Raw genomic sequence first — 25,438 nt, forward strand, 5'->3', positions numbered from 1 at the left:
TCTATGTTGTATTCCGCCGCGGAGCAGGCCTATCGCGAGGTCAAGGAGCTCATCCTGTCGGGCGGTCTGCCCGGCGGTGAGCTGATCAGCGAGGGCGAGATCGCCGGACGCATGGGGCTCAGCCGCACTCCGGTGCGCGAGGCCTTCCTCCGGCTCGAGGCCGAGGGCTGGATGCGTCTGTACCCGAAGCGGGGCGCGCTCGTCGTGCCCGTCGCGGACGGCGAGGCGGAACACGTGGTCGACGCCCGCCAACTCGTCGAGACACACAGCGTCCGGGTGCTCGCCGATCAGCCGCACGCCCGCCAACTCCTCGTCGCCCGCCTGCGCGAGAACCTCGCGGAGCAGCGCGAGATCGCCGCACGAGGCGACGTCGCCGCCTTCAGCGCCGCCGACGCCGACTTCCACCGGATGATCGTCGAGGCGGGCGAGAACCCGCTGCTCGCGACGTTCTACTCCAGCATCCGCGAGCGGCAGCGCCGCATGACGGCACACTCCATCACCCGCGACCCGGGACAGCTGCCCAGGATCATCGCCGACCACGAACAGCTGACCGAACTCGTCGAGGCCGGTAACGCCGCCGGCTTCGACGCAGCGGTGCTCGTCCACATGCGCCAGGTCCACGCCCTCAACCCGAGAGGAGTTGCGCGATGACCGCCGTCCGCGAATACCCGACGGAGATGCCGCAGGCCCTCGCGTCGCCGCGCACCTGGATGCTGGTGGCCGCGACCATGTTCGCCGTCGCCTGGGGCGGAAACGAGTTCACGCCGCTCCTCGGCATGTACCGCGCCGATCACGGATTCTCACCGGTCACGGTCGACCTGTTCCTGTTCGCCTACGTCGTCGGGATCGTGCCCGCGCTGCTCCTCGGCGGACCGCTTTCCGACCGGCTGGGGCGCCGGCCGATCCTGCTTCCGGCCCCATTCCTGACGGTCGCCGGCTCCGCGCTTCTGGCCCTCGGCGCCGACTCCGCGGCGATGCTCATCGTCGGCCGCGTCCTGTGCGGCGTCGCGCTCGGTCTCGGCATGGCCGTCGGCGGCAGTTGGGTGAAGGAGTTGTCGACCGCGCCGTGGGATCCCGCGGCCACGGACGGTTCGGGTGCGCGGCGGGCCGCGATGAGCCTGACCGGCGGGTTCGGCCTCGGCGCCGGTGTCGCCGGTGTTCTCGCGCAGTGGGCGCCGCTGCCGAGCGTCCTGTCCTACACCGTGCACAGTGCGATCGCCGTCGCCGCCGCTGTCGCACTGTGGCGGGCGCCCGAGACCCGCGCGGCCCAGCCCGCCTCCGAACGAGGCTCCCTCGCCCGCGACCTCGCGATCCCGTCCGCCGCGCACAAGCGGTTCCTGTTCGTGATCGTGCCGCTCGCGCCGTGGGTGTTCGGCACGGCGGCCGCCGCCTACGCGGTGCTCCCGTCGCTGATGTCCCGGAACACCGGTGGGCTGCCGCTCGCGTTCTCCGCGCTCATGTGCATGGTCGGCCTCGGGGCGGGTTTCGCCATCCAGGCGCTCGGCCGCAAGATCGACACTCCCCGCAACGCGCGCGCCGTCGTGGTCTCGCTGGTTGTCGTCGTCGCCGGAATGGGCATCGCCGTCGTCGCGGCGTCCGCGCTGACCATTCCGCTCGCGCTCGCCGCGGCCGTCGTGCTCGGCTGCGGATACGGCATGGCCATGGTGTCGGGCCTGCAGGAGATCCAGCGGATCGCAGGCCCCGACGACCTCGCCGGACTGACCGCGGTCTTCTACTCGCTGACGTACCTGGGATTCGGGACGCCCGCCGTGATGGCGTATCTGTCCGAGACGTTCCCGGCGGTGACGTATCCGAGAATGTTCGTGTTCGGGGCGATCGCGGCCGCCGGCTGCCTCGCGCTCGCACTCACGAAGTGGCGCGCGCACCTGCCGAATTCGGAAGCGACGTCAGATCACATCGACGGCAGCGTCTTCTCCCCGAGCCACGAATCCCACAGCAGGCGCAGCGATTCGTCGGTGTAGTGGGCGGCCAGGTCGGTGAACTGCTCGCTCGTGACGGTGGAGTGGCGATGGACGAGAGTCCACTCGCGCAGCAACGCGAAGAACTTGTCGTCGCCGAGCCGGCGCCGCAGGGCGTGGAGTGTGAGCGCGCCGCGCTTGTAGACGCGGTCGTCGAACATCAGCTGCGGTCCCGGATCGGCGATCACCAGATCCTGCGGTTTACGGGCCAGGCCCTGATGCGCCTGGAGGGCGAGCTGGTGCGCCGAATGTCCACCGGAGTTCTCCGACCAGATCCACTCGGCGTAACAGGCGAAGCCTTCGTGCAGCCAGATGTCCCGCCACTGGCCGAGCGTCAGGCTGTTGCCGAACCACTGGTGGGCCAGTTCGTGCGCCACCAGACGTTCGGCCCAGCGCCTGCCGGTGCAGTGGTTGGCGCCGAAGATGGACAGTCCCTGCGCCTCGAGCGGGATCTCCAACTCGTCGTCCGTCACGACCACCGTGTAGTCGGCGAACGGGTAGGGGCCGAACAGCCGGGAGAACACGTCCATCATCTGGGGCTGCCTGCCGAAGTCCACGTCGAACGACGCCCGCAGCCGCGGCGGGTGGACGGCGAACATGGGAACACCGCCGGAACCGAAACTGCGGCGCTCGTACGGTCCGATCTGGATGGTGGCGAGGTAACTCGGCATCGGCTCGGTCTGCTCGTACACCCACGTCGTCTGACTGGCCCGGGTCTGCTTACTCACCAGCGCGCCGTTGGCCACCGTGTAGTACGGCGAATCGGTCGTGATCGCGATGCGGTAGCTGGCCTTCGAGCTGGGATGGTCGTCGCACGGGAACCAGGACGCCGCCCCGTTGGGCTGACTGGCGACGAGGGCGCCCTCGGACAATTCCTCCCACCCGACCTCACCCCACATGCTGCGGATCGGTTTCGGCGAACCCCCGTACTGGATGGTGAGCACGAGAGCGCCGCCCGCGGGGATCTTCTGCGCGGGCGTGACGATCAGCTTGCCGTTGCGGTGCAGCCACTTCGTGTTGCGGGAACCGTTGGCCGCGACCTTTGTGACGTGCATGCCGGCCGCCAGGTCCAGGGCGAACCGGGACCGTACCGCGGTCGTGACCGCGGTGATCGTGGCCTTGCCCGCCAGCCGGTTGCTGTGGACCTTGTAGGTGAGGTCGAGTTCGTACCGGGACACCCGGTATCCGCGGTTGCCGTTCTGGGGGAGGTACGGGTCGACCGGCTCGTCCATCCCCTTGTCGGACTTCACGTGGCCGCCCAGGGGGCGATCGGGTTCCCCTGCCAGCGCGTGGACGGCGGCACGGTGTCGCCGCGCATGACGAGGGAGGCCGGTCCGACCGTGCCGCCGTCACCGATCCGGGCGGCGGGCAGCGCGACACAGTGCGGACCGAGGGTGGCTCCGGCTCCGAGGATGACGGTGTCCATGGACATGATCCGATCATGGAACAGGTGAGTCTGCACCACGCACCCCCGTTCCACGGTCGCCCCGTCGCCCAGCGTCACGAGATCGGCCTCGGGGAGCCAGTACGTTTCACACCACACACCCTTTCCGATGGTGGCGCCGAGGCCCCGCAACCAGACGTTCAGGACGGCGGTGCCGGTGGCGGCCCGGGCGAACCAGGGTGCGGCGACGGTCTCGACGAATGCGTCCGACACCTCGTTCCGCCATACGAACGAACTCCACAGCGGATGCTCGATCTTCCCGATCCGACCCACCACCAGCCACTTCGCGATCACGGAGATCAGTCCCGCGGCCGCACCCGCGACAAGGAGGACGACCCCGCTGGCCAGCGCCGCGAGCCAGAAACCGACGCGGCCGGCCATCACCTCCAGCGCGAACAGCACGCCGAGCCCGATCCCGAACGTCACGATCACCGGAAGGAGACGGCACGTTTCGACGACGGCACGTGCGACCTTGAGCCGGAACGGCGGACGGAACGTGCGGGAGGCGTCGGTGTCGCCGGGCGCCCGGCGGAGGCGGACGGGGGGACTGCCCAGCCAGGAGGAACCGGATTTCGCCTTCGACGGCGTGGCCGAGAGCACCGCGACGAGACCGTTCTTGGGGACCCGGCGGCCCGGACCGGTCATCCCGGAGTTGCCGAGGAACGCGCGCTTGCCGACCTTCGCGTGTTCGATGTGCATCCAGCCGCCGCCGAGTTCGTAACTCGCGATCATCGTGTCGTCGGCGAGGAACGCGCCGTCCGCCACGGTCGTGAACTTCGGCAACATGAGGACGGTCGACGCTTCGACGTTCTTGCCGATCCGGGCGCCGAGCAACCGCAGCCATCCCGGGGTCAGCAGGCTCGCGTACAGCGGGAACAGGAACGTGCGGGCCGAGTCCATGAGCCGTTCGGTGGCCCACACCTGCCAGCCGATGCGACTGCGGACCGGGTGGTAGCCCTCGTTCAATCCGATCGACAGCAACCGGACGGACACCACCGTGAGAACGGCGAACACGATGAGGCTGACGAGCGTCGCGGCGGGAAGGATCACCAGCGACTGCAGTGCGGCCGCCCTGACCGTGGCCGCGTCGCGGATCCACCACCCGACGACCACGATGCCTGCGATCAGGGCGAAGATCGGCAGACCGGCGATGAGCATGGACGTCACGCCGAACGCGGGAACCCAGTAGGCCGCGCGGCGCGGGGTCTCCTCGGGCCACGGGTGGACCGCCTTGCCGACCTTGACCGCCGGTGAACCAGCCCAGTGCTGATTGGCCTTGACGCGTCCGAACACGGCCGAACCGGCCTCGACCTCGGCGTTACGGCCGATGGTGGCGCCGGGCAGCAGCGTCGATCGCGCGCCGACCGAGGCGCCGGGACCGATCTTGATCGCGCCGATGTGGACGACGTCGCCGTCCACCCAGTGCCCGGACAGGTCGACCTCCGGTTCGACCGAGCAGCCGTCGCCGAGTTCGAGCATGCCGGTGACCGGCGGCAGGGTGTGCAGGTCGACGCCCTTGCCGACGTCGGCGCCGAGCGCCCGCGCGTAGTAGAGCATCCACGGGGCCCCGGACAGGTTCGCGGCGCCGCTGGCCTCGGTGAGGCGCAGTGCCACCCACAGTCGCAGGTGTTCGCTGCCGCCGCGGGGATACGTTCCCGGTTCGAGTCCGCGCAACAGGATCCGTGAACCGAGCACCGAGATCGCCATCCGCCCGACCGGACTGATGAACGCGAAGAACGCGAGCAGAATCCACCACCACGACACCGTGGGCGCCCAGGACACGGTCGTGAACCAGGAGAAGACGTTGTTCGCGATGGCCAGCCACGTCACCCACTGCAGACCGGTGAGCGTGGTGAGCGGGACCGTCGCCGCGATCTGCGCGACCTGGCTTCGCCGCGGAGTGGGGGTGACGATGCGGGGTTCGACGGCGTCGATCGGCGCCAGTTCGTCGAGGTATTCGGCGAGCGAACCGAGCCGCGGATGGTCGTAGAGTTGCGCGACCGTCACCTCGGGGAACCGTTCGCGCAGCGCCGTGACCAGCTGGGCCGCAGAGAGGGAACCGCCGCCGAGTTCGAAGAAGTCGTCGTCGGTTCCGGTGATCTCGGCGCCGAGAATCGACGTCCACAACTCGGCGACCCACGCCGGAGTGCCCTCGAGGCCCAGCTTCTCCGCGGCGTCGTCGACGCCCGGTGGCGGCCAGGGAAGGGCGTTGCGGTCGACCTTCCCCGACGTGCGGGTGGGGAGTTCGTCGACCAGCACCAGCCGCGGGACCAGCGCAGCCGGGAGTTGCCCGGTGAGCACGGTGTGCGCGGCCTTGAGGTCGAAGTCGGGGTTGGTGCTGGCCAGGTAGCCGACGAGGATCTGGTGACCGGCACCGGTCCGGCGCACGGCTGCCGCGGCACCGCCGACGCCGGGGAGGTTCTGCAACGCGTTGTCGACCTCGCCCAGCTCGATCCGCCTGCCGCCGAGTTTCACCTGGTCGTCGGCGCGGCCCTGGAACAGGAGTCCGCGCGTGTCGAGGCGGACCAGGTCACCGCTCCGGTAGGCCCGGTCCCAGCCGAGCGTCGGCATCGGGGCGTACTTCTCCGCGTCTTTCGCCGGGTCGAGGTAGCGGGCCAGGCCCACACCGCCGATGACCAGTTCGCCGACCTCGCCCTCGGGCACGGGTTCGCCTGCTGCGTCGACGACGGCGAGATCCCAGCCGTCCAGCGGGAGGCCGATGCTGACGGGGCTGCGGCCGTCCATCAGGGCGCCGCAGGCCACGACGGTCGCCTCGGTGGGCCCGTACGTGTTCCACACCTCGCGACCGTCGACGGCGAGGCGTTCGGCCAGTTCGGGCGGGCAGGCCTCGCCGCCGAAGATCAGCAGGCGCACGGCCTCGAGGGCCTCGACGGGCCACAGCGATGCCAGGGTCGGCACCGTCGAGACGATGCTGACGTCGCGGGCTACGAGCCACGGGCCCAGGTCCATGCCGCTGCGCACCAGCGACCGGGGTGCGGGAACGAGGCAGGCGCCGTGCCGCCACGCCAGCCACATCTCCTCGCAGGACGCGTCGAACGCCACCGACAGCCCGGCGAGCACCCGGTCGCCGGGCCGGATCGGGTCTTCCTGCAGGAACATCCGGGCCTCGGCGTCCACGAACGCCGCCGCGTTGCGATGGTTCACCGCGACACCCTTGGGGGTGCCGGTGGAACCGGACGTGAAGATGATCCAGGCGTCGTCGTCGACGGTCGGCGGGCGGGCGGCCGGCGCTTCCGCCCTGACCGGTGCGGTGCCGGCGACGATCCCGGCACCGGTCACCACGCACCGCACCTGCGCCTCACCGAACACGAGTTCGGCGCGTTCCTCGGGGTCGTCCGCGTCGACCGGCACGTAGGCGGCGCCGACGGCGAGGGTCGACAGGATGGCGACGTAAAGCGAGCACGACCCGGACGGCATCCGGATTCCGACGCGATCGCCGGCCCCGACTCCCGATTCGGCGAGGACGTCGGCGGTCTGCCGGATCTCCTCGAGCAGTTCCTGGTACGTCAGCGACGTGGTGCCGTCGTCGATCGCGGGGGCTTCGGGGTTCGCCTCCGCTGTCGCGAACAGGATGTCGACGAGGGTGCGCGGCGCCGGTGCGAATTCACGGCGGAGGAATTCCCGGGGTATACGGAGCGACAGGTCCGAATCCGTCGGCGACTGGAGAGACAATCCAGGATTCCTTCTCTGAGCGGGTAGTGGTGCGTACGGCTCGTTATCTCACGATCAAGTGGACAGATGGTGAACAGTTGGTGTTCGGTAGGGCTCCTTCGACCATTCTTCACCTGCTGTTGGAGGTTTCTCGCCGCGGATGTAGAAGTTCGCTCCTTTTCTTCGTCGTCTGGTCAGAGGGAGCACCCGGGTTCCCTCGAATCGAGGAAGGATGACGTCATGTACTACCTGGCATTGCTGGCGGGCGAGAAGAACGCCACCGAATGGGGACCGGACAGTCCGGAGTTCGCTGTGGCGATGGGACGTCACCAGGCGTTCTGGGATGGGGCGGGCTCCGCGCTCGTCGGCGGTGGGGCGCTGTACCCCAGCGCGGAGGCGGCGACCATACGGAACGCGGACGGCCGTGCGCTGATCACGGACGGTCCGTTCGCGGAGACGGCGGAGGTGATCGGCGGCTTCTACGTCCTCGAGGGTTCGGACCTGGACGAGGTGCTCGAACACGCGCGCCGCATCCCGGAGGCCTCCGAGGGTTCCGTCGAACTGTGGCCGATGTTCGAGTGGATGGCCGTGACCGATCAGAAGGGCTGTTGGCTGGCGCTGCTTCGTGAACCGGTGGGGGCGGCCGTGTCGCCGGGCACACCCCAATGGGACGAGGGGATGGCCGAGCACGAGCAGTTCGGACGCGTCGCCGGGTCTGCGGTCCGCGGCGGCGGGGCCCTGTATCCGCCGGACTCCGCGACGACGATCCGCGTCCGGGACGGCGAACTTCTGCTCACCGACGGTCCGTTCGCCGAGACCGCGGAGGTCGCGAACGGTCTGTACGTGCTGGCTGCCGACGACCGGGAGAGCGCGATCGCGCTGGCGGCGAAGATCCCGGTGTCGCCGAAAGGCTGCATCGAACTCCGGCAGATCGTCGCCGACGCCGAGTGATGGACGGCGACACTCTGAGCCGCGTCTTCCGGGAGGAGTCCGGGCGGGCGCTGGCCACCGTGGCACGGATGGTCGGCGACCTGTCCCTCGCGGAAGACGCGGTGCAGGAGGCGTTCGCCGAGGCGATCCGCGCCTGGCCGGCTTCGGGTGTGCCGAACAACCCGGGCGCCTGGATCACGACCGTCGCCCGCAACCGGGCACTGGACCGGTTGCGCCGGGAGTCGCTGCGCGGCGACAAGGAGCACGATGCGGCGCGACTCGTTCCGCCTCCCGACGAGGAAGAGGTGTGGCCGGTGCGTGACGACCAGTTGCGGCTCATGTTCACGTGCTGCCATCCCGCGCTGTCCTCGGAGTCGCAGGTGGCGTTGACGCTCCGGCTGGTGGCCGGGTTGCGGCCGGCGGAGATCGCCCGGTTGTTCCTCGCCCCGGAACCGACCGTGTCCCAACGGCTCAGCCGCGCCAAGGCCAAGATCCGGACGGCAGGGATCCCGTTCCGGGTTCCGCCCGACCATCTGCTCCCCGAGCGCACCCCGCAGGTGCTCGCCTGCATCTACCTGGTATTCACCGAGGGCTATTCGGCCACGTCCGGTGACACCGCGATCCGCGACGAACTCTGCGACGAGGCGCTGCGGCTCGGCCGGCTGTTGTGTGAGCTGATGCCGGACGAGGGTGAGGCGTGGGCGTTGATGGCGCTCATGCTGTTCCACGACAGCAGGCGAGCCCAGCGCACCGACGCCGCCGGTGATCTCGTCCCCCTCGAATGCCAGGACCGCAGGCGGTGGGACCGGGCGAAGATCGAGGAAGGCGTCGTGTGCCTGCGGGCTGCCCGGCGCCGGGGCGGCGGTCCGTACAGCGCGCAGGCCACGATTGCCGCCGCCCACGCGACGGCGTCGAACTGGGAGGCCACCGACTGGGACACCGTCGTCGCCGGGTACGACGAGCTCGCCGCCTACGGTAACTCGCCCGCGGTTCGTCTCAATCACGCTGTGGCCGTGAGTTTCCGGGACGGTCCCGACGCCGGTCTCGGCGAGGTGGACGCGCTGGCCGGGGAGCCGAGGCTCGCCCGGACACACACCCTGCACGCCACCCGCGCCGACCTGCTGCGGAGAGCGGGCAGGCCGGCGGAGGCGGGCGTGGAGTACCGCGCCGCGATCGGACTGGCGGCGAACGAACCGACCCGCCGTTTCCTGACCCGGCGGCTCGCGGAAGTGGACAGCGAAACCGCTGCCCGTCAGATCCGCCCGCGAGGCTGATGCTGGGTGATGCAGTGGATGCCGCCGCCCCGCGCGAAGATCTGCCGGGCATCGACGGTGACGACGCGGCGACCCGGGTAGACGCTCGACAGGATGTCGCGGGCGAGGGCGTCGTGGGGGTCGTCGAAGCCACACGCGATGACGCCGCCGTTGACGACGAGATGGTTGATGTAGCTGTAGTCGACCCACCCCTCCTCGTCACGCAGGATGGTCGGCGCGGGCACCTCGACGATCCGCCACGGCGCACCGGACCGGTCACGGCTGTCGGACAGCACCTCCAGGATCTCGGCGGTCACCTCGTGGTCGGGATGGGACGGGTCGCGCTGGCAGTGCACCAGGACCACCCCGGGCGCGGGCAGGGCCGCGACGATGTCGACGTGCCCCTTGGTGCCGAACTTCTCGGAATCCCGGGTCAGACCGCGTGGCAACCAGACGACGTGCTCGGCGCCGATCGTGCGCGCGAGTTCCGCCTCGACGCCGGCCGCGTCCAGGCCGGGGTTGCGCAGCGGGTCGAGTTGCACCGTCTCGGTGACGAGCACGGTTCCGTGGCCGTCCACCTGAATTCCGCCGCCCTCGTTGACCATCGACGACGGGACCGGCCGGGCGCCGGACCACGCCGTGACCGCCGCGCCGATCGACCGGTCGTGGTCCCACGTGGCCCACTCCTGCTGTCCCCAGCCGTTGAACACCCAGTCGACGGCACCGAGACGGTACTCCTCGTCGAGGACGAATGTGGGACCGATGTCGCGCATCCAGGCGTCGTCGAGGGGCGCCTCGACCACGTCGATGTCCGGGGACAGGTACTGCCGGGCGACGTTCCGGTCTGCCGGATCGACGACCATGGTGACCGGTTCGAATTCGGCGATCGCGTGGGCGACGGCCGCCCACGCGGTCCGCGCCTCGTGGGCGTCGTCGGCCGTCGCGGTCATCGACGCCCCGAGGGGCGGGAACGCCATCCAGACCCGCTCCTGCGGTTCCGTCTCGCTGGGCATCCGCCAGGTCATGACCGGGTCTCCGCGGCGGCGACCGTCGACGGGAGACCGTAGGGGTGCTCGTGGTCGACGGCGTCCGTGAGCCGGGTGTACGTGTCCGGCCTGCGGGTGGTCAGGAACGGGAAGAGGTCGAGCCAGTCCTTGCGCTGATCGAGGTCGAGGTCGGCCACCAGGACCGCTTCCTCGTTCCGGGGAGCGGACACCAGCACCCGGCCGTACGGGTCGGAGATGAAGGAGGAACCGTAGAAGTCGATGCCGCCCTCGTTGCCGCACCGGTTCGGGACCACCATGAATGTGCCACTGGTGATGCCGTTTCCGACGATCACGTGCTGCCAGATCGGCTGCGTGTCGAACGCCGGGAAGCTCGGCTCGGACCCGATCGCGGTGGGGTAGACGAGGATCTCCGCGCCGCAGAGCGAGTACATCCGGGACACCTCGGGGAACCACTCGTCCCAGCACGTCGGCAGTCCGAGGGCGGCGCCGCCCAGTTCGGCCGGCCGGTAGACGGGGTAGGCGTCGTCGGCGGGGCCGCCGCGGAAGTAGGTGTCCTCGTAGTATCCCGCGCTGACGGGGATGTGCAGCTTGCGGGTCCGGGACAGCAGTTCACCGGACGGGGACACGAGGATCGCGGTGTTGAACCCGAGACCGTCCGGCCCGTCGGCCTTCTCGTACAGCGAGGCGTGGACGCAAACCTGGTGACGGGCAGCGGCGGCGGCCGCGAACGTAAACGTGGGACCGGTCGTGAGGTCCTCGGCGTCGCGCCCGGGTGTGCCGGTCGCGCGGGTGTCGGCGGGGTACTTCGACAGTGTGAGTTCCGGCAGGAACACCACTTCCGCGCCGAGGGTCGCCGCCTCGCCGATCGCGTCCGTCAACGCGGTGCGCAATGCGTCCGCGTCGGCGCGCCAGCGGTGCTGCACCAACCCGACCCGCAGCGGAGTGCGGTCGGTGGCCGTGGAACGTGCGGGGGAGGCGGGTGCGGGCAGCGCGGTGATCGTGCGGATGGTCATCGTTTTTCCTTCGTTCTGGTGGTGACGGGGTTGTCGGTGGTGCGGTCGGTGGGCTCGGACATCACGACGTCGATCGCGCCGAGCAGATGGGAGCGGGCGTCCTCGGTGGAGATCTCCTTGCAGAGCCACCGTCCGGACAGTCCTTCGACGAGGGCGGTCATCGTGACCGCGGTGCGCCGGGGGTCGAGGGAGGGGGAGATCTGGCCGGTGGCCTGCGCCTGCGTGATCGCGTCGGCGATCTCCGCGACCCACGCGGCGGTGGTCCGGGCGAGGGGCTCCCGCAGCGCCTCCTCGTACACGGCGGAGGCGCGTAACTCGTTCCAGGCCAGCGAGTTCTCCACGACCTCGGGGCGGTCCTGGATCTCGCCGAGGAGCGAGCGGGTGAGCCGGTCGCGTGCGGAGTCCGCGGACCCCTCGCCTTCGCTGCGGTAGTCGCGGGCACGGTCGTTGATGTAGTTCAGGGCGGCCTCGAGCAGGCCGATGCGATCCTTGAAGTGGTAGTACAGCAGTCCCGGCGAGACGCCCGCGACCTCCGCGACATCGTTGACGCGCAGCCCGCGGATACCTCGTTGGGCAATGGCCGTCGCGCTGGCCTTCAGAATCGCGTCGCGTCGCTCGCTCATCGGGGATCTCCTTCGGTTCGTGTCGCGCTAGGACGACGGCGCCTCGACCGGGGCCACGTGTTCGGGCCACAGTCGCAGCGCGACGAGGTAGCCGGCCACGGCGATGACCGACGATCCGATCAGACTGACATCGACACCGTGCGCGATGTCGGCAAGCGGCCCGGAGTACAGCGACGTGTCGACGGCGAGCAGGCCGAACAGTGATCCGGCCGCCCAGGGGATGACGGCGCGCAGGTTCCAGCCGCCGGTGAACCAGTACCGTCCACCCTTCCGGCCCAGGTTGAAGACCTGGAGGTCGACGGCGTCGTACTGCCCGCGCCGGGCGACCAGGAAGCCGGCGACGTTGATCGCCACCCACGGAGCAGCGAAACCGTTGAGCACCAACGTCATCGCCGTGATCGAATCGACGGCGTCGACGACGAAGACGCCGATGTAGAGCAGGGCCACCGCGAGCGCCGACGTGATCAGCGTCGTGTGGACGCGGCGCAACCGGGGGATCAGCGCCTCCAGGTCGAGTCCGCTGGCGTAGACGTTGAGGACGCCCTGGCCGAGTCCGCCCGCGAGGGCGACGAGCACGATCGGCAGCACGTACCAGCCGGGAGCCTCCGCTACCAGGTCGGCGACGTAGGAGTCGCTCAGCGTGGTGAACGTCGATGCGGTGAACGAACCGAACGCCGCGGTCAGGAACAATCCGAAGAAGATGCCGGCCATCGTGGCCGCGACGATCGAACGGTCGCTGAACCGCACCCGGGAGATCCGCCTGCTGTAGTCGCCGAGTGTCGGGGCGTAGGACAGCGGACCGCCGACGGCGAGGACCACGGCCAGAATCCAGGTCGGCCAGAATCCGCCGAGCAGGTAGTCGCCGCTGCCCGCTCCGCCGTCGAAGTGGCCACCGAATGCGAAGACCCCCAGCAGGAGCAGGGCCGCGACGACGGGCAGAACGAACTTCTGGAGCGCGACCACCGTGCCGTGGCCGAACAGTGCGACGGCCACGATCTCGGCGGCGATGATGCCGTAGCCGAGTGCGAGCATGCCGTTGTCGACCGGTGTGCCGAACAGGCGGTGGGCGGCGGCGACCAGTGCGTCGCCCGACGTCCAGACCGCGATCGCGGCGTACGCGAGGGCGAAGAGGAGGGTGAGCCCCGACCCGATCATCCGTCCGCTCACTCCGAAGTGCGCACCACTCGACACGGTGTTGTTCGTGCCGGTGCGCGGGCCCAGGAGCGACAGGGGAGCGATGAGGAGCGTCCCGAGCCCGATGCCGATCGCGCTGGCCGCCAGCGCGCTGCCGAAGCTGAGCCCGAATGTGATGGGGAGCCAGCCGAACACGATCACGGAGAACGCCAGATTGCCGCCGAAGAACACCGCGAGCATGTTGAGCGGTCGCGAGTCGCGTTCCGATTCGGGGATGTACTCCACGCCGATCGTCTCGACGTGTCCGAACCGGTCCTCCGGCGGGGAGGGGGCGGTGTCGTCGAGGGGCGTCGTCGGGTCGAGATTCGTGGACACTGCGGACCTCACATTCGGGGCGGAGGTGACCGGTATCACGTCCTGTTGGGTATCGAACATATTCCAAACTGAAAATTCAGTCAATACCCGGCGGTGACGTGCGCCACGGCTAGTGGCGCGGAGTTTGCGCTGCTCCGGCGACCGGACCAGATGTATGTGTGACAGTTAGTCTCACTTATTCATCAGTCATCGGAGTGCCTGTATCTGCCGCCACCGCCACCAGCCGTCTCGTGATCCGGTGGCAGCTGATCGGCTTCGTACTCGTCGCCGTCATGGGGCTCGTCTACGTGGGTGCCAACTACGTGCGCCTCGACAACCTCCTCGGCTTCGGCGAATACACTGTGAACCTCGAACTGGAGACGTCGGGCGGCATCTTCACCAACGCCGAAATCGCCTACCGCGGCGTGCCGGTCGGCCGCGTCGGGGACATGTCCCTTGCGGCGGACGGCGTCGTCGTCGAATCGAGGATCGACAAGAGCGCGCCCGACATTCCCGCGTCCGCGAAAGCCGTTGTGGCGAACCGGTCGACGCGCTCCCACCATCGTGACGGAACTCGGCGCGGCATTCGACGGAAAGGGTCGGGTACGAGGGCACCCAGGCGATCCTCCAGGAGATGAAGCGCCAGGATCCGAACTGCGACGACGCGCAGCAGGACTTCCCGCAGAACACCGCCGCCACCTGCGCGGCCCGGCAGGGCAGTCTCACCAGCGTCCGCAGCGCGAACCGGATCGTGTTCGGCGACCCCGCCCAAGAAGGACCCGAACAAGCTGGACCTCAACCCGATTGCGAATCAGCTCGCTCCGCCGCTCGGAGTCACCCCCAACTGACGAGAGCGCCGAGCCCGGATCCCGGACTCTCCCGGTGTCGGGTTGACAACTGCGCGCCGATCCTGCAATCTTCGAAACAGGTCACGAGTACCAGCGTCAAGCCCCGGCTAGCTGGTCGGCAACCCTCCACCGCGGCGGGGTGCTCCGGGTGACGACCAGGCTGAGGTTCATACCCGAACCCGGCAAGCGCGGACTCCGAGAGGGCACCGACCCTGCGACGAGTCCCTGACTACGAGGGATGTCGTGATGACTGCTGTATTGACCGCTGACGTGTGTGTTGCCCCCCTGGCTCAGGTTTCGGGTTCCGACCTGCGGGTTCCGCTCGTTCAGGGCGGCGACTGCACCTACGTGAACTTCGACTACGCGGCCAGTGCGCCGGCGTTGGCGCAGGTGACGGACCGTATCGGGGCCCTGCTTCCGACGTACTCCAGCGTGCACCGCGGTGCCGGTTACGCCTCGCGGGTGTCGACCGAGTGCTACGAGAAGGCCCGCGATTCGGTGGCCCGGTTCGTCGGAGCGTGCGACGACCAGGTGGTGGTGTTCACCCGCAACACCACCGACTCGCTGAACCTGCTCGCCAATTGCGTTCCCGGCAGCACCGTCGTCCTCGACATCGAACACCACGCGAACCTGCTGCCGTGGAAGGACTCTCGTGTCGTGCGGGCGGCGGACACGCTGGCCGAGACCGTCCGGCTGCTCGTCGCCGAACTGTGCTCCAAGCCCACCGCCCTGCTCGCGGTGACGGGTGCCTCCAACGTCACCGGTGAGGTGCTGCCGATCGCCGCCCTCGCCGAGGTGGCGCATCGTTGCGGCGCACGGATTCTCGTCGACGCCGCGCAGCTCGCGCCGCACCGCCGCATCGATGTCGAGGAGTGGGGTGTCGACTACCTCGCCTTCTCCGGGCACAAGCTGTACGCCCCGTTCGGCGCCGGCGTGCTCGTGGGCCGCCGGGATTGGCTCGACGCCGCCGAGCCCTACCTCGCGGGCGGCGGCGCGGTCCGGAACGTGACCGTCGAATCGACCCAGTGGGCGCCCGCCCCCGCCCGGCACGAGGCGGGAACCCCCAACGTGCTCGGCGCCGCGGCACTCGCCGCCGCGTGCGATGCGCTGTCCGAACTGGACTTCGGCACGGTGGCTGAACACGAGGCGGCACTCACCGGCAGGCTCCTCGACGGCCTCGGATCCGTCGACGGACTGGAGTTCCTACGGCTGTGGACGGACGCCCCCGACACCGTGGGAATCGTGACGTTCACGATCGACGGTTTCGAGCCGGGGGAGATCGCCGCCTACCTGTCCGCCGAACACGGAATCGGAGTTCGGGACGGACGTTTCTGCGCACACCCGCTGCTGGGCCGCCTCGGCAGGCCCGACGGCGCCGTGCGGGTGAGCGTTGGTCTCGGAAGCTGCTCCGAGGATGTGGATCGGCTGGTCGACGCCGTGCGCACCCTGGTGGCGGGAGGCCGGAACTGGGCCTACGCCAAGGAGAGCGGCCAGTGGAATCCGGTGCCCGAGACCCGTTTTTCGCGAGACGCGCTAGTATGACGGCATGGCATCGCAGGCTGGGAGCACAATGATTGCTCACTGGTGCCGTCGGCATGTGGATCTGTGCCGAACCGCCTCGGGTATGTGTTCGAGCTGACCGGTCTTCCCGTTCCGTTTCATTCACACGCACACGTCATTCCCGAGGAACCCCTATGTCTCGAGACAATGCCTTCGTTTCCCGTCCCCTTCGCGTCGCCGTCGAACTGACCGGATCGGGACACCACCCGGCCGCCGAGGGCGCCGCAGGCACGCGGCCGATCAACGGCGCCGACTACTGGGTGGACCTGACCGCCGACTCGACGGATCAACTCGACCTCACGTCGTTCCCGCCGAACGTCGTCCGGATCCGGGCCGCTGATCTGCGTGAGGCGCAGCAGGAGCGCGCTCGGATCCGTGCCGAGATCGTCGCCGATGGCCGCGACCCCGACAGCGTCACCGTCCTGGTGGACCTCGAGGTGCTCATCGCCGGAGAAGCCCGCGCCGCGCGCAAGGAACTGGCCCTCCTCGACAGTGCGCTGGACGCACCGCGCACACCGGTGTCGTTGCAGTACATCGGAACTCCGGTCGGCCTCGCCGGGCTCATCGCCGACATCCAGGCGGCCGGCGTCGCCGACGGCGTGACCCTGCTCCCGCTGTCGCTGCCCAGGGTTCTCGAGCAACTCGTCGACGGCACCCTCCCGTGGCTGGAGCAGCGCGGTCTCGTCACGTCCGCCGACGCGGTGGACGAGGCGCTGCGCCGCTTCGACCTCCCCCGCGTCGAACGGGTGCTGGCGTCCTGACCCAGGTCAGTTGCCGTTGTTCGCTGAACCCAGCGGAGTGGGCCGGTAGTACCGGCCCTCGTGATACAGCAGGGGAGCCGACGCGGAATCGTCGTCGGCCTCGGCGTGGACGCGGGTGACGAGGCCGATGACGAGCGTGTGGTCGCCGACCGGAATCAACTGGTCCACGACGACCCGCATCCAGCTGGGAGTTCCGTGCAGCACCGGTTCGCCGGTGTCGAGCCGCGCCCACAGCGACTCGTCCGAGAACCGCTGGTCCGCGCTCCGTGAGAAGCGCTGAGCCAGGTGCTGCTGGTGCTCCCCGAGCAGGTGGATCACCAGCGAGCCCGCCGAGTGGAGCGCATCGATGCTCGACGACGTGTTCGCGATGTTGAACGACACCAGCGGCGGGGCCAGCGAGACGGACGAAAACGAGGATGCGGTGAAGCCCACCGGGCCCGATCCCGAGTCGAGGGTCACGATGGTGACGCCCGCCGGGTGACGACGCAGGGCTGCGCGGTAATCCTCCGCGCAGATTCCGGGGGCGAGTTCGGGGTGTCGGGGGAGGTCCGAACCATCGACGGTATCGGCGTTCTCGGCTCTGTCGGACAAATCATTCTCCGGGTCGGCCCGTGTGGGCACTGTGTCATTCTCGAGCGCGGTCATTCTCGCGCGCGCCATTCTCGTTCACGAGATCTGACGTCAACTATAAGGGCGGGAACCGCCCGGGATTCAGTCGACGTCGATCGCCAGGCCCGCGGTGATCCGGACCAACTCCGAGAACGACGTGCGGAAGACGGTGTCCGGGTGACCGGCGGCCGCCCACAGTTCCGCGTACTCCGACAGGGCGTTGTCGACGTAGGTCGGAAGGTTCGTGGGATGTCCGAGCGGGGCGATACCGCCGATCGGCTGCCCGGTCGCGATCCGCACCATGTCGAGAGGCGCCTGGGTCAGATTTCCCTGCAGGCGTTTGCCCGTGTTCGCCAGATCCACCTCGTGCGCCCCCGACACGAGGAGCAGGATCGGGTCGTCGTCGAGGAGGAACACCAGCGACTTGGTGATGGCGCCGACATCGACCCCCAGGGACTCCGCCGCCTCGGCCGCGGTGTGGGTGGAGTCGGGCTGGGTCACGATCACCCCATGGTGCCCTCGCGCGATCAGAGTCTCGGCGACATGCGCGGCGTGGGGGTGCAGGGGCGTCGGCATGAACCAAGAGTAGGTCCATTCCCCTGGAACGACATCAAGAAGCGTCTTCCGACACGACATCGGAACGGGGCGTAGTCGATTCCAGCTTCCGGAGGCGCCGGGCGGTGAACCCGAACAGCAGTCCCAGCCCGACCGCGGAGTACAGCGCGAGGGCGAGCGCGGGCTGTCCCAGCCCCACGTCGTCGAAGTACACGATGCTGCGGATTCCCTCGGTACCCGCGCCGGGAGTGATCCAGCGTCCGATGGCCGCGTAGAACGTGGGGATGACGTTCGAACCGAATGCCCCGCCTGCACTGGGGTTACCCAGGATGACGAAGACGGCGATCGCGAGCGGCACCGCGAGGATGCCGACCGAGGCGCGCAGACCGAGCGTGAACACGGCCGTGCCGAAGACGACACCGGCCCCGAGGAGCCACAGCGGGAACCAGTGGCCCGCGAACGTGCCGAGCACGTGCGTCGTGATCAGGGCGCCGAGAGCGCCCGAGAGCAGGGCGTATCCGAACAGGACGGCCGTGTGCGCCGACGCCTGACGCAACGTCCGCGGGGCACCGATGAACAGGCCGATCGCCGCCGCGAGCAGGTAGCCGCCGACCACCCACCCGACCGCTAGATAGAAACCGGACAGGCCGCGGTTGTCGTGCGCGCCGACGGGAATCTCGTCGCGAACCGTGAACTCGCGACCCTGACTGTTCTCCACCTGGGTGAAGACCGATTCGAGCGCGCTGGCGATGGAACTGCCGCCCGCGCTCGCCGTGATCAGGGTGTCGGGGCCGACGGGATTCACGACGAACGCGCCCTGGATCTCACGGTCGTGGAGGAGGCGGCGGGCTTCCGCGGTGTCCGAGACGACGCGTGTGCGGAGCGGGCTGCCGTCGATCGCGTCGAGCCGGTCGGCGACCTGCTGGTCCGTCCCGGCAGGCAGCCCCGCCGCGGCGACGACACCGACCTCGATGTTGCGGGGCGTGGGCTGATGGAACGCGGCGACGTAGCTGAGGATGAAGCCGAGTTGGAGGAGGAGAACGCCGAAGACCAGCGCGGTCATCACCTTGGGCGCGCCGTTCTTCGACACCGGACTGTCGTGATGCGCGGGAGCCGGGGTGGTGGTTTCGCTGGCGGTGGTGGTCATCGGACGTCCTCGATCCTTGTCGATACCGTGGGTATTGAATACCCTAGGTATCGTGGCTGAAGAACGTCAACCGGACAGTCGTCACACCGAATTGGCGCCGACGACGCGTCCCGGTCGCGACGTCGTGCGACAGCGCCTCCTCGACGCGGCGGCGGAGGAATTCGCGGAACGCGGCTTCAGTGCGGCCCGGCTCGCCGAGGTCGCGCGCCGGGCCGGGTTCACCAAGGGCGCGGTCTACTCGAACTTCGAGTCGAAACAGGACATGTTCGCTGAACTCTTCGCGGCGCGCTCACTCGAACTGGCGGGACGGGTGCTCGCCGAGATCGCCGGCATGAACCCCACGGACGCCGCTGGCAAGGGCGGCGAGGCCGTCGCGTCGTGGATGGTGCGCGAGCCGGGCTGGTCGCTGCTCGTACTCGAATTCGGTGTGCTCGCCGCCCGCGACCCGCAGATCGCGCAGGCCTACCTGCGGGAACGGCGGCAACTGCGGGGACGGCTCGTCGAGTTGATCGGCGAGCGCGCGCGGGAGTGGGGAGTCGACGACACGTTCGACGTCCGCACCACGGCCATCTCGCTGATGGCCCTCATCTCCGGCCTCGTGCTCGAACACTCCGTCGACCCGGAGGAAGTGGACCAGCCGACGATGGGCGCCGCGGTCACCGCGTTGTTCGCCGGTGCCGTCGCCCGGGCCGGGCTCGTGTAACCGCGCGGGCCGGGCTGGTGTGATGTCAGGCGGTTTGTGCGACGACCCCGTCGAGGAAGCCGTCGATGTGTGCCCACGTGGAGTCCTTGGCCTTCGGGCCCGCGACGAGTCCCAGGTGGCTGCCCGGCGCGGACTCGAACCGCACCGACGGTGACCCGGTGAGCACGTCCGTCGCCGCCCGGACCGACGGGATCGGGGCGATGACATCCTCGGTGCCGCCGATCGCGAGGACCGGGACCGTCAGATCGGCGAGAGTGATCGCGCCGTTCCTGGTCTCGAAGCTCCCCTCGGCGAGCGCGTTCCCGAGGATCAGCTGAGTGCAGACCTGGCGGAAGAAGCGTGCGGGGTACCCGGGCATGTCGGCCATGAACCGGTCGATGGACTCCATGCGGGCCAGGGTCTCGGTGTCGTGCAGGTTCCGCGCGATGAACCAGGGCTTGGTGATCTCCCGCTGGAGTGCGGTGAAACGGTAGCTGGCCTGGACCAGCGGCGCGGGCAGTCCGCCCATCGCGCCCGTGGCGGTGGTGAGGGGACGGTCGCCGGTGAACCGGCCGACGGCCCGCAACGGCGCGATCATGGTCACCGACTCGTAGTCGATCGGCGTGCCGATCGCCGTCACCGAACCGATCGGCAGATCTCCCCGGCCTGCGGCCGTGAGTAGCGACATGGTTCCGCCGAGACTCCAGCCGATCAGGTCGACGGGTGCGCCGTCGTGGAGCCGGGACACGCGGTCGACGGCGGCCGGGATGAAGTCGTCCACCCAGTCCTCGAATCCGAGGCCGCGGTCGGCGTAGCCCATCGTTCCGTAGTCGACGAGATACGTGGCCTTGCCCGACCCGACCAGGTGCGCGGCCAGGCTCTGGCCCGGCCGGAGGTCGAAGCAGTGCGCGGGCGCGGCGAGCGGCGGCACGAGGAGAATGGGCCGGTCGTCGTCGGTGTCGGAACCGTCGAACCGGTACAGGTCCTGATGGGGTGCCTCCTGGATGAGGGTCGACGGGGTGCGCTGGACCGGCGCGATGCCGCCGCCGAAGGACAGTCGCCAAGCGTTGCGGGTCAGCGTGTTCAGCGTCGGGTTCCAGGCGATGTCGAGCACGGATTTCCTCTCGTGGCGGCGCAGAGCCTTCAGGTATCTGTGACGTCAACATACAGGTAATCCTGCGGTGGTCCGTCAGCGGGAGGCGAGCAGAACCCGCAGCACCGTCGCCGGTCGGAGCAGCGTCCCCGGACGGTCGAGGAGATGCGTCACCCGGAGGAAAGCGGCCCCGACGGCCGGGTCCACGGATGCGGCCCGGTCGAGTCGGGACGCATAGGCATTGGCGAACCGCACCCGCGCCGACCGTCGTCCCGGCACGGCCGGGATCCGGAGGTCGTTGTCGACGGTGAGATTCCACGCGGCATCGATGCACCGGTTCGCCCCGCGCAGGAACCGGCGAGCGAGATGCGTCCGACCCGACCGCAAGCAGTCCCGCAGGATCGTCGCCTCCACTGCGGCGACGCTCATCCCCTGGCCGTAGATGGGATTGAACGAGCAGATGGCGTCCGCGAACGGCAGATAATTCGACGGCAGATCGTCCGCCGAATAGTGCCGCCGGACGGTCGTCGGGATCCGGTAGCGCACGCCGTCGTCCACCGGTTCGGCCGTGCGCAGTGCGTCGTACATGTCCGGAGCCGGGAACGACTTCACGAAGTCGAGGAACCCGCCCGGATCCAGCGGCGGCACGTCGTCGCCGTACCCGGCGAGCGTGACGATCCACGCGCCGTTCTCCTGCACGCCCATGAATCCGCTGCGCGGACTCGACGGTCCCGGCGCCATCCCGATGCCGGAATCGCCGTCCAGGTGCGGCGGGTCGAGCCGGAAGTGCCTCGTCGCGTAGCTGACGTCCACGGCCACCTGCGACTCGGACGGCGGCGAAAATCCCAGCGCGCCGAGCCGGGCGACACTCTGCGAACTGCGCCCCGACGAATCCACGAGGAGATCGGCCCCGACGACCTCCGGTGCGACGCCGCCCCGGTGCTGCACGGTCACGCCGGTCACTTCCCCGCCGTCCAGGACGAGACCCGTGACGTCGGAACGGTCCAGGATCCGCACGTTCGGCAGGGCCCGGACCCGCCGCCGCACCTGCCACTCGACCAGCGGCCTGCTCGCGAGAATGCCGGGAACCCCGCTGGTCGCGCGGGCCATCCGGTGCCCGTCGACGATCCACCGGATGTCGCCGAGCGCGTCGCCCGCGGTGGCTCCGAGGGCCAGGAGTTCGGGCACGAGACCCGGCAGGAGGTCCTCCATCGCGGCCTGCCCACCGGCGAGGAGGGCGTGCACGTGCCGGGCCTGCGGCACGCACCGGCGCGCCGTGGCCTCGTCGGGCAGGACGTCGCGGTCGAGGACGACGACGTTCCGGAACGTGCTGCCGAGCGCCGCCGCGGCCAGCAGACCGCCCATTCCGGCGCCGACGACCACGGCGTCGCCACCCGGGGCTGTCCGGTGCGTCATCGCGGCTGTCCGTTCGCAAGACGGTGCAGAGACCTCCAGGGTATTTCGCCGGACACCGGCGAGCGGAGGTTACTCTCGAGTAATGACCGAACAGAAGACCTGGAATGCGTTCACCGTCGAGCGCAAGGATCACGTCGCGCAGGTGACACTCACCGGACCCGGCAAGGGCAACGCGATGGGGCCGGATTTCTGGAGCGAACTCCCCGAGATCTTCGGTGAACTCGACTCCGATCCCGACGTGCGGGCCGTGGTGATCGCCGGCTCGGGCAAGAACTTCTCCTTCGGCCTCGACCTGCCCGCCATGAGCGGCAGCTTCGGTTCCGTCCTCGCGGACAAGGCGCAGGCAGGCCCGCGCACCGCGTTCCACGACATGATCAAGCGGATGCAGTCCGGCATCAACGCGGTCGCCGACTGCCGCAAGCCGGTGGTCGCGGCCATCCAGGGCTGGTGCATCGGCGGCGGCGTCGACCTCATCTCCGCGTGCGACATCCGGTACGCCAGCGAGGACGCCCAGTTCAGCATCCGTGAGGTGAAGGTCGCGATCGTCGCCGACATGGGCAGCTTCGCCCGGCTGCCCGCCATCATCGGCGACGGACATTTGCGGGAACTCGCACTCACCGGCAAGGACATCGGCGCGGGTCGCGCGGAGAAGATCGGTCTCGTCAACGGTGTCTACGCCGATGCCGACGCCGTCCTCGCGGCCGCGCACGCCACCGCGGGCGAGATCGCGGCGAACCCGCCGCTCGTCGTGCACGGCATCAAGGACGTCCTCGACCACTCCCGTGCGGCCGCCGTCGGCGACAGCCTGCGCTACGTCGCCGCGTGGAATGCCGCGTTCCTGCCGTCGCAGGACCTGACCGAGGCGATCACCGCCGTCTTCGAGAAGCGCACCCCCGAGTTCAAGGGCGAGTAATCCGTCCGCACTGTCGAGGCTGGACGCTTATCCGCAGGTAAAGCCCAGTTCATCAGTTGCCCGAATCCTCGATGCGCTCGCATACTTGCCGACTACAAGTAAACGACCAGCGCAGCGAGGAAACAGTGTCGAATTCGGTCGAAACGCCGGTGGCCTACACCCACCGGCAGATCCTGGCTGTACTCAGCGGATTGATGCTCGGCATGTTCCTCGCTGCGCTCGATCAGACGATCGTGGCGACGGCGATCCGCACCATCGCCGACGACCTCGACGGCTACTCGCTGCAGGCGTGGGCCACCACCGCCTACCTCGTCACCGCGACCCTGGCGACGCCGCTCTACGGCAAACTGTCCGACATCTACGGCCGCAAACCGTTCTTCATGTTCGCCATCACGGTGTTCGTCATCGGCTCGGTCCTGTGCACGTTCTCGACGTCGATGTACATGCTCGCGGCCTTCCGCGCGGTGCAGGGACTCGGTGCCGGCGGCCTGTTCTCGTTGGCGCTCACCATCATCGGCGACATCGTCTCCCCGCGTGAGCGCGCCAAATATCAGGGCTACTTCCTGGCCGTGTTCGGCACGTCCAGCGTGCTCGGGCCGGTCCTCGGCGGACTGTTCGCCGGGCAGGACTCGATTCTCGGAATCGACGGCTGGCGTTGGGTTTTCCTGGTCAACGTGCCCGTCGGTCTGGTCGCGCTCACCGTCGTCTCTCGCGTGCTGCACCTCCCTCGACGATCGGGCGGGAGCCGGCGGATCGACTGGTGGGGCGCGATCGCCCTCGCCGTGGGTGTCGTGCCGTTGCTCATCGTCGCCGAACAGGGGCACACCTGGGGATGGGACGACTCGAAGTCGTTGGCGTGCTACGTGATCGGCGTCCTCGGCGTGCTCGCCTTCGTGCTCGTGGAACTCGCGATGAAAGACGACGCGCTCATCCCGATGCGCTTCTTCCGCAACAGCACGTTCGCGCTCGGCGTCGTCATCAGCCTCGTCGTGGGCGCCGTCATGTTCGGCGGCATCAGCCTCCTGCCCCAGTACCTGCAGGTAGTGAAGGGCTCGAGCCCCACCCTCGCCGGATTCCAGATCCTGCCGATGGTCCTCGGCCTCATGGCCGGCTCGGTGGTCAGTGGTCAGATGATTTCGCGGACAGGGCGATACCGGTACTTCCCGATCCTGGGGACCGCCCTCATCGCGGTCGGCGCGTTCCTGCTGCACACGCTGGCAGCCGACACTCCGATGCCCGTCGTGATGGCCTTCATGCTGATCCTGGGACTCGGTCTGGGAAACCTGATGCAGCCGCTCACCCTCGCCATCCAGAACGCCCTGCCCCCGCAGGACATGGGAGTGTCGACCGGAGCGGCCACCTTCTTCCGGCAGATCGGCGGCACCGCAGGCGTCGCGATCTTCCTGTCGATCCTCTTCTCCCGCCTCACCCCGGCCATCGGCGAGCGGGTGACGGCCGCAGCGGGCACGTCCGACTTCCGGCGGGCAGTGGTCGCCGCCGCGCAGAGCAACGACCCCGCCGAGGCCGCCATGGGTCAGGGAATGCTCAGCCCCGACCACGCGGGCGTCAGCGGCGTCCTCACGGACAGTTCGGTGATCGGAAGACTCGACGACGTGCTCGCCCTGCCCTTCCGGGAAGGATTCGCCGACGCCATCGGATCCGTCTTCCTCACCGTGTCGATGCTCGCCGTCGTCGCCTTCGTCCTCACCGTGCTGTGGAAGGAGGTACCCCTCCGCAGCGAGTCCGGACTCCAGGCCGCGGCCCGGGGCGACGCGGGGGAGTGAGACGGCAACGGCGCCCAGCCCACCCGATAGCCGGGGAACTGGACGCCGCCTGAACGTCAGGCTCAGTGCCAGACGATCGCCGCCGGCTCAGTGCCCGCCGTTGTCCTTCAGACGCTTGATCGACGCCTCGACTTCGGCCTTCGCCTCGGCGAGCCCGACCCAGTCGGCGCCCTCGACGTGCTTGCCCGGCTCGAGGTCCTTGTAGTGGACGAAGAAGTGCTTGATGGCATCCAATTCGAACTGCGGGACGTCGCCGATGTCCTGGATGTGGTCCCAGCGCGGGTCGCCGGCAGGCACGCACAGCACCTTGTCGTCGCCGCCGGCCTCGTCGACCATCTTGAACATGCCCACGGGGCGTGCCTCGACGATGACGCCGGGGAACACCGACTCGGGGAGCAGGACCAGCGCGTCCAGCGGGTCGCCGTCCTCGCCGAGGGTGTTCTCGATGAAGCCGTAGTCGGCCGGGTAGCCGAACGCGGTGTACAGGTAGCGGTCCAGCTTCACGCGACCGGTCACGTGGTCGACCTCGTACTTGTTTCGCTGACCCTTGGGGATCTCGATGGTGACGTCGAACTCCACGCCGATTCCTCGCTGTCATGTCGATGATGATTCGGGGAGAGGATATCGGGTCGAGGATAAGGTTGGTTGTCTGACCACCCAC

22 protein-coding genes, 1 pseudogene and 1 riboswitch are annotated in these 25,438 nt (G+C 69.1%); of the genes and pseudogenes, 11 read left to right on the forward strand and 12 right to left on the reverse strand.

All coding sequences use genetic code 11. The features are described from left to right. Positions 1 to 3 precede the first annotated feature (3 nt). Positions 4 to 651 (forward strand): GntR family transcriptional regulator, encoded by a 648-nt coding sequence (locus tag I1A62_RS31195; RefSeq protein ID WP_219456134.1) that lies wholly within the window; start codon positions 4 to 6, stop codon positions 649 to 651. After that, on the forward strand, positions 648 to 1,982 hold the full coding sequence (locus I1A62_RS31200; protein WP_124391770.1) for an MFS transporter: 1,335 nt from the start codon (positions 648 to 650) through the stop codon (positions 1,980 to 1,982). The genes I1A62_RS31195 and I1A62_RS31200 overlap by 4 nt, the downstream gene beginning before the upstream one ends. Here I1A62_RS31200 and I1A62_RS31205 read toward each other — a convergent pair. Next, positions 1,913 to 3,211 carry a M1 family metallopeptidase gene (locus tag I1A62_RS31205; RefSeq protein ID WP_192581842.1) on the reverse strand — a complete coding sequence of 433 codons (1,299 nt, stop codon included), beginning with the start codon at positions 3,209 to 3,211 and terminating at the stop codon, positions 1,913 to 1,915. The genes I1A62_RS31200 and I1A62_RS31205 overlap by 70 nt on opposite strands. A gap of 14 nt (positions 3,212 to 3,225) precedes the next feature. Beyond that, positions 3,226 to 7,116 (reverse strand): Pls/PosA family non-ribosomal peptide synthetase, encoded by a 3,891-nt coding sequence (locus I1A62_RS31210; RefSeq protein WP_124391768.1) that lies wholly within the window; start codon positions 7,114 to 7,116, stop codon positions 3,226 to 3,228. A 219-nt stretch (positions 7,117 to 7,335) separates the two neighbouring features. Between I1A62_RS31210 and I1A62_RS31215 the strand changes: the two genes are divergently transcribed. Further along, positions 7,336 to 8,046: a YciI family protein gene (locus I1A62_RS31215; protein WP_124391767.1), complete on the forward strand. Its 711-nt coding sequence runs from the start codon at positions 7,336 to 7,338 to the stop codon at positions 8,044 to 8,046. Next, a complete protein-coding gene (locus I1A62_RS31220; RefSeq protein WP_124391766.1) occupies positions 8,046 to 9,299 on the forward strand; it encodes an RNA polymerase sigma factor in 1,254 nt (417 codons plus the stop codon). The genes I1A62_RS31215 and I1A62_RS31220 overlap by 1 nt, the downstream gene beginning before the upstream one ends. Here I1A62_RS31220 and I1A62_RS31225 read toward each other — a convergent pair. From I1A62_RS31225 to I1A62_RS31240, 4 genes are read right to left on the reverse strand one after another with little or no spacing between them, the layout of a single operon-like run. Next, entirely contained in the window at positions 9,278 to 10,303 is a 1,026-nt protein-coding gene (locus I1A62_RS31225; protein ID WP_219456136.1) for an agmatine/peptidylarginine deiminase, read from the reverse strand. The two genes, I1A62_RS31220 and I1A62_RS31225, sit on opposite strands and share 22 nt — an antisense overlap. Then, complete coding sequence (locus I1A62_RS31230) at positions 10,300 to 11,298, reverse strand: nitrilase-related carbon-nitrogen hydrolase (protein WP_219456138.1); 999 nt, start codon at positions 11,296 to 11,298, stop codon at positions 10,300 to 10,302. The genes I1A62_RS31225 and I1A62_RS31230 overlap by 4 nt, the downstream gene beginning before the upstream one ends. After that, positions 11,295 to 11,921 carry a TetR/AcrR family transcriptional regulator gene (locus I1A62_RS31235; protein ID WP_124391763.1) on the reverse strand — a complete coding sequence of 209 codons (627 nt, stop codon included), beginning with the start codon at positions 11,919 to 11,921 and terminating at the stop codon, positions 11,295 to 11,297. The genes I1A62_RS31230 and I1A62_RS31235 overlap by 4 nt, the downstream gene beginning before the upstream one ends. A 27-nt stretch (positions 11,922 to 11,948) precedes the next feature. Then, on the reverse strand, positions 11,949 to 13,430 hold the full coding sequence (locus I1A62_RS31240; RefSeq protein WP_124391762.1) for a cytosine permease: 1,482 nt from the start codon (positions 13,428 to 13,430) through the stop codon (positions 11,949 to 11,951). A 272-nt stretch (positions 13,431 to 13,702) separates the two neighbouring features. Between I1A62_RS31240 and I1A62_RS31245 the strand changes: the two are divergent. The 4 genes and pseudogenes from I1A62_RS31245 to I1A62_RS31255 all read left to right on the forward strand — a co-directional run bounded on the left by I1A62_RS31245 (position 13,703) and on the right by I1A62_RS31255 (position 16,578). Then, a pseudogene (locus I1A62_RS31245) lies at positions 13,703 to 14,257 on the forward strand (MlaD family protein). A 79-nt stretch (positions 14,258 to 14,336) separates the two neighbouring features. Then, positions 14,337 to 14,452, forward strand: a riboswitch (SAM riboswitch). Positions 14,453 to 14,503: 51 nt separating this feature from the next. Beyond that, positions 14,504 to 15,799 carry an aminotransferase class V-fold PLP-dependent enzyme gene (locus tag I1A62_RS31250; RefSeq protein ID WP_124391761.1) on the forward strand — a complete coding sequence of 432 codons (1,296 nt, stop codon included), beginning with the start codon at positions 14,504 to 14,506 and terminating at the stop codon, positions 15,797 to 15,799. Positions 15,800 to 15,827: 28 nt separating this feature from the next. Then, positions 15,828 to 15,896 (forward strand): putative leader peptide, encoded by a 69-nt coding sequence (locus I1A62_RS47305; RefSeq protein ID WP_369325290.1) that lies wholly within the window; start codon positions 15,828 to 15,830, stop codon positions 15,894 to 15,896. A 55-nt stretch (positions 15,897 to 15,951) separates the two neighbouring features. Further along, positions 15,952 to 16,578: a hypothetical protein gene (locus tag I1A62_RS31255; protein ID WP_124391760.1), complete on the forward strand. Its 627-nt coding sequence runs from the start codon at positions 15,952 to 15,954 to the stop codon at positions 16,576 to 16,578. A gap of 6 nt (positions 16,579 to 16,584) precedes the next feature. Here I1A62_RS31255 and I1A62_RS31260 read toward each other — a convergent pair whose 3' ends face one another. From I1A62_RS31260 to I1A62_RS31270, 3 genes are all read right to left on the reverse strand, one after another. After that, positions 16,585 to 17,223 carry a flavin reductase family protein gene (locus tag I1A62_RS31260; RefSeq protein ID WP_219456139.1) on the reverse strand — a complete coding sequence of 213 codons (639 nt, stop codon included), beginning with the start codon at positions 17,221 to 17,223 and terminating at the stop codon, positions 16,585 to 16,587. A gap of 66 nt (positions 17,224 to 17,289) precedes the next feature. Further along, on the reverse strand, positions 17,290 to 17,763 hold the full coding sequence (locus I1A62_RS31265) for a YbaK/EbsC family protein (protein WP_072947342.1): 474 nt from the start codon (positions 17,761 to 17,763) through the stop codon (positions 17,290 to 17,292). A gap of 34 nt (positions 17,764 to 17,797) precedes the next feature. Further along, positions 17,798 to 18,889, reverse strand: a complete 1,092-nt coding sequence (locus I1A62_RS31270; protein WP_219456141.1) for a hypothetical protein — start codon at positions 18,887 to 18,889, stop codon at positions 17,798 to 17,800. A 124-nt stretch (positions 18,890 to 19,013) separates the two neighbouring features. On the opposite strand from I1A62_RS31270, the gene I1A62_RS31275 reads away from it, so the two are divergent. Then, complete coding sequence (locus I1A62_RS31275; protein ID WP_206011678.1) at positions 19,014 to 19,592, forward strand: TetR/AcrR family transcriptional regulator; 579 nt, start codon at positions 19,014 to 19,016, stop codon at positions 19,590 to 19,592. Between the two features lie 25 nt (positions 19,593 to 19,617). On the opposite strand, the gene I1A62_RS31280 is transcribed toward I1A62_RS31275, so the two are convergent. Both I1A62_RS31280 and I1A62_RS31285 read right to left on the reverse strand, forming a co-directional pair. Beyond that, positions 19,618 to 20,685 carry an alpha/beta fold hydrolase gene (locus I1A62_RS31280; protein WP_219456142.1) on the reverse strand — a complete coding sequence of 356 codons (1,068 nt, stop codon included), beginning with the start codon at positions 20,683 to 20,685 and terminating at the stop codon, positions 19,618 to 19,620. A 75-nt stretch (positions 20,686 to 20,760) separates the two neighbouring features. Then, the gene (locus I1A62_RS31285) at positions 20,761 to 22,080 is read right to left on the reverse strand and encodes a monooxygenase (protein WP_219456144.1); all 1,320 of its coding nucleotides are present in this window, start codon (positions 22,078 to 22,080) and stop codon (positions 20,761 to 20,763) included. An 82-nt stretch (positions 22,081 to 22,162) separates the two neighbouring features. Here I1A62_RS31285 and I1A62_RS31290 point away from each other — a divergent pair, with 82 nt between their 5' ends. After that, a complete protein-coding gene (locus tag I1A62_RS31290; protein ID WP_219456146.1) occupies positions 22,163 to 22,993 on the forward strand; it encodes a crotonase/enoyl-CoA hydratase family protein in 831 nt (276 codons plus the stop codon). A gap of 125 nt (positions 22,994 to 23,118) precedes the next feature. After that, positions 23,119 to 24,777 carry an MDR family MFS transporter gene (locus I1A62_RS31295; protein ID WP_124391754.1) on the forward strand — a complete coding sequence of 553 codons (1,659 nt, stop codon included), beginning with the start codon at positions 23,119 to 23,121 and terminating at the stop codon, positions 24,775 to 24,777. Between the two features lie 87 nt (positions 24,778 to 24,864). Here I1A62_RS31295 and I1A62_RS31300 read toward each other — a convergent pair whose 3' ends face one another. Beyond that, positions 24,865 to 25,356 carry an inorganic diphosphatase gene (locus I1A62_RS31300; RefSeq protein ID WP_124391753.1) on the reverse strand — a complete coding sequence of 164 codons (492 nt, stop codon included), beginning with the start codon at positions 25,354 to 25,356 and terminating at the stop codon, positions 24,865 to 24,867. Between the last annotated feature and the right edge of the window lie 82 nt (positions 25,357 to 25,438).

It is taken from the genome of Rhodococcus sp. USK10, from assembly GCF_019378875.1.
GTDB lineage: Bacteria > Actinomycetota > Actinomycetes > Mycobacteriales > Mycobacteriaceae > Rhodococcus_F > Rhodococcus_F pseudokoreensis.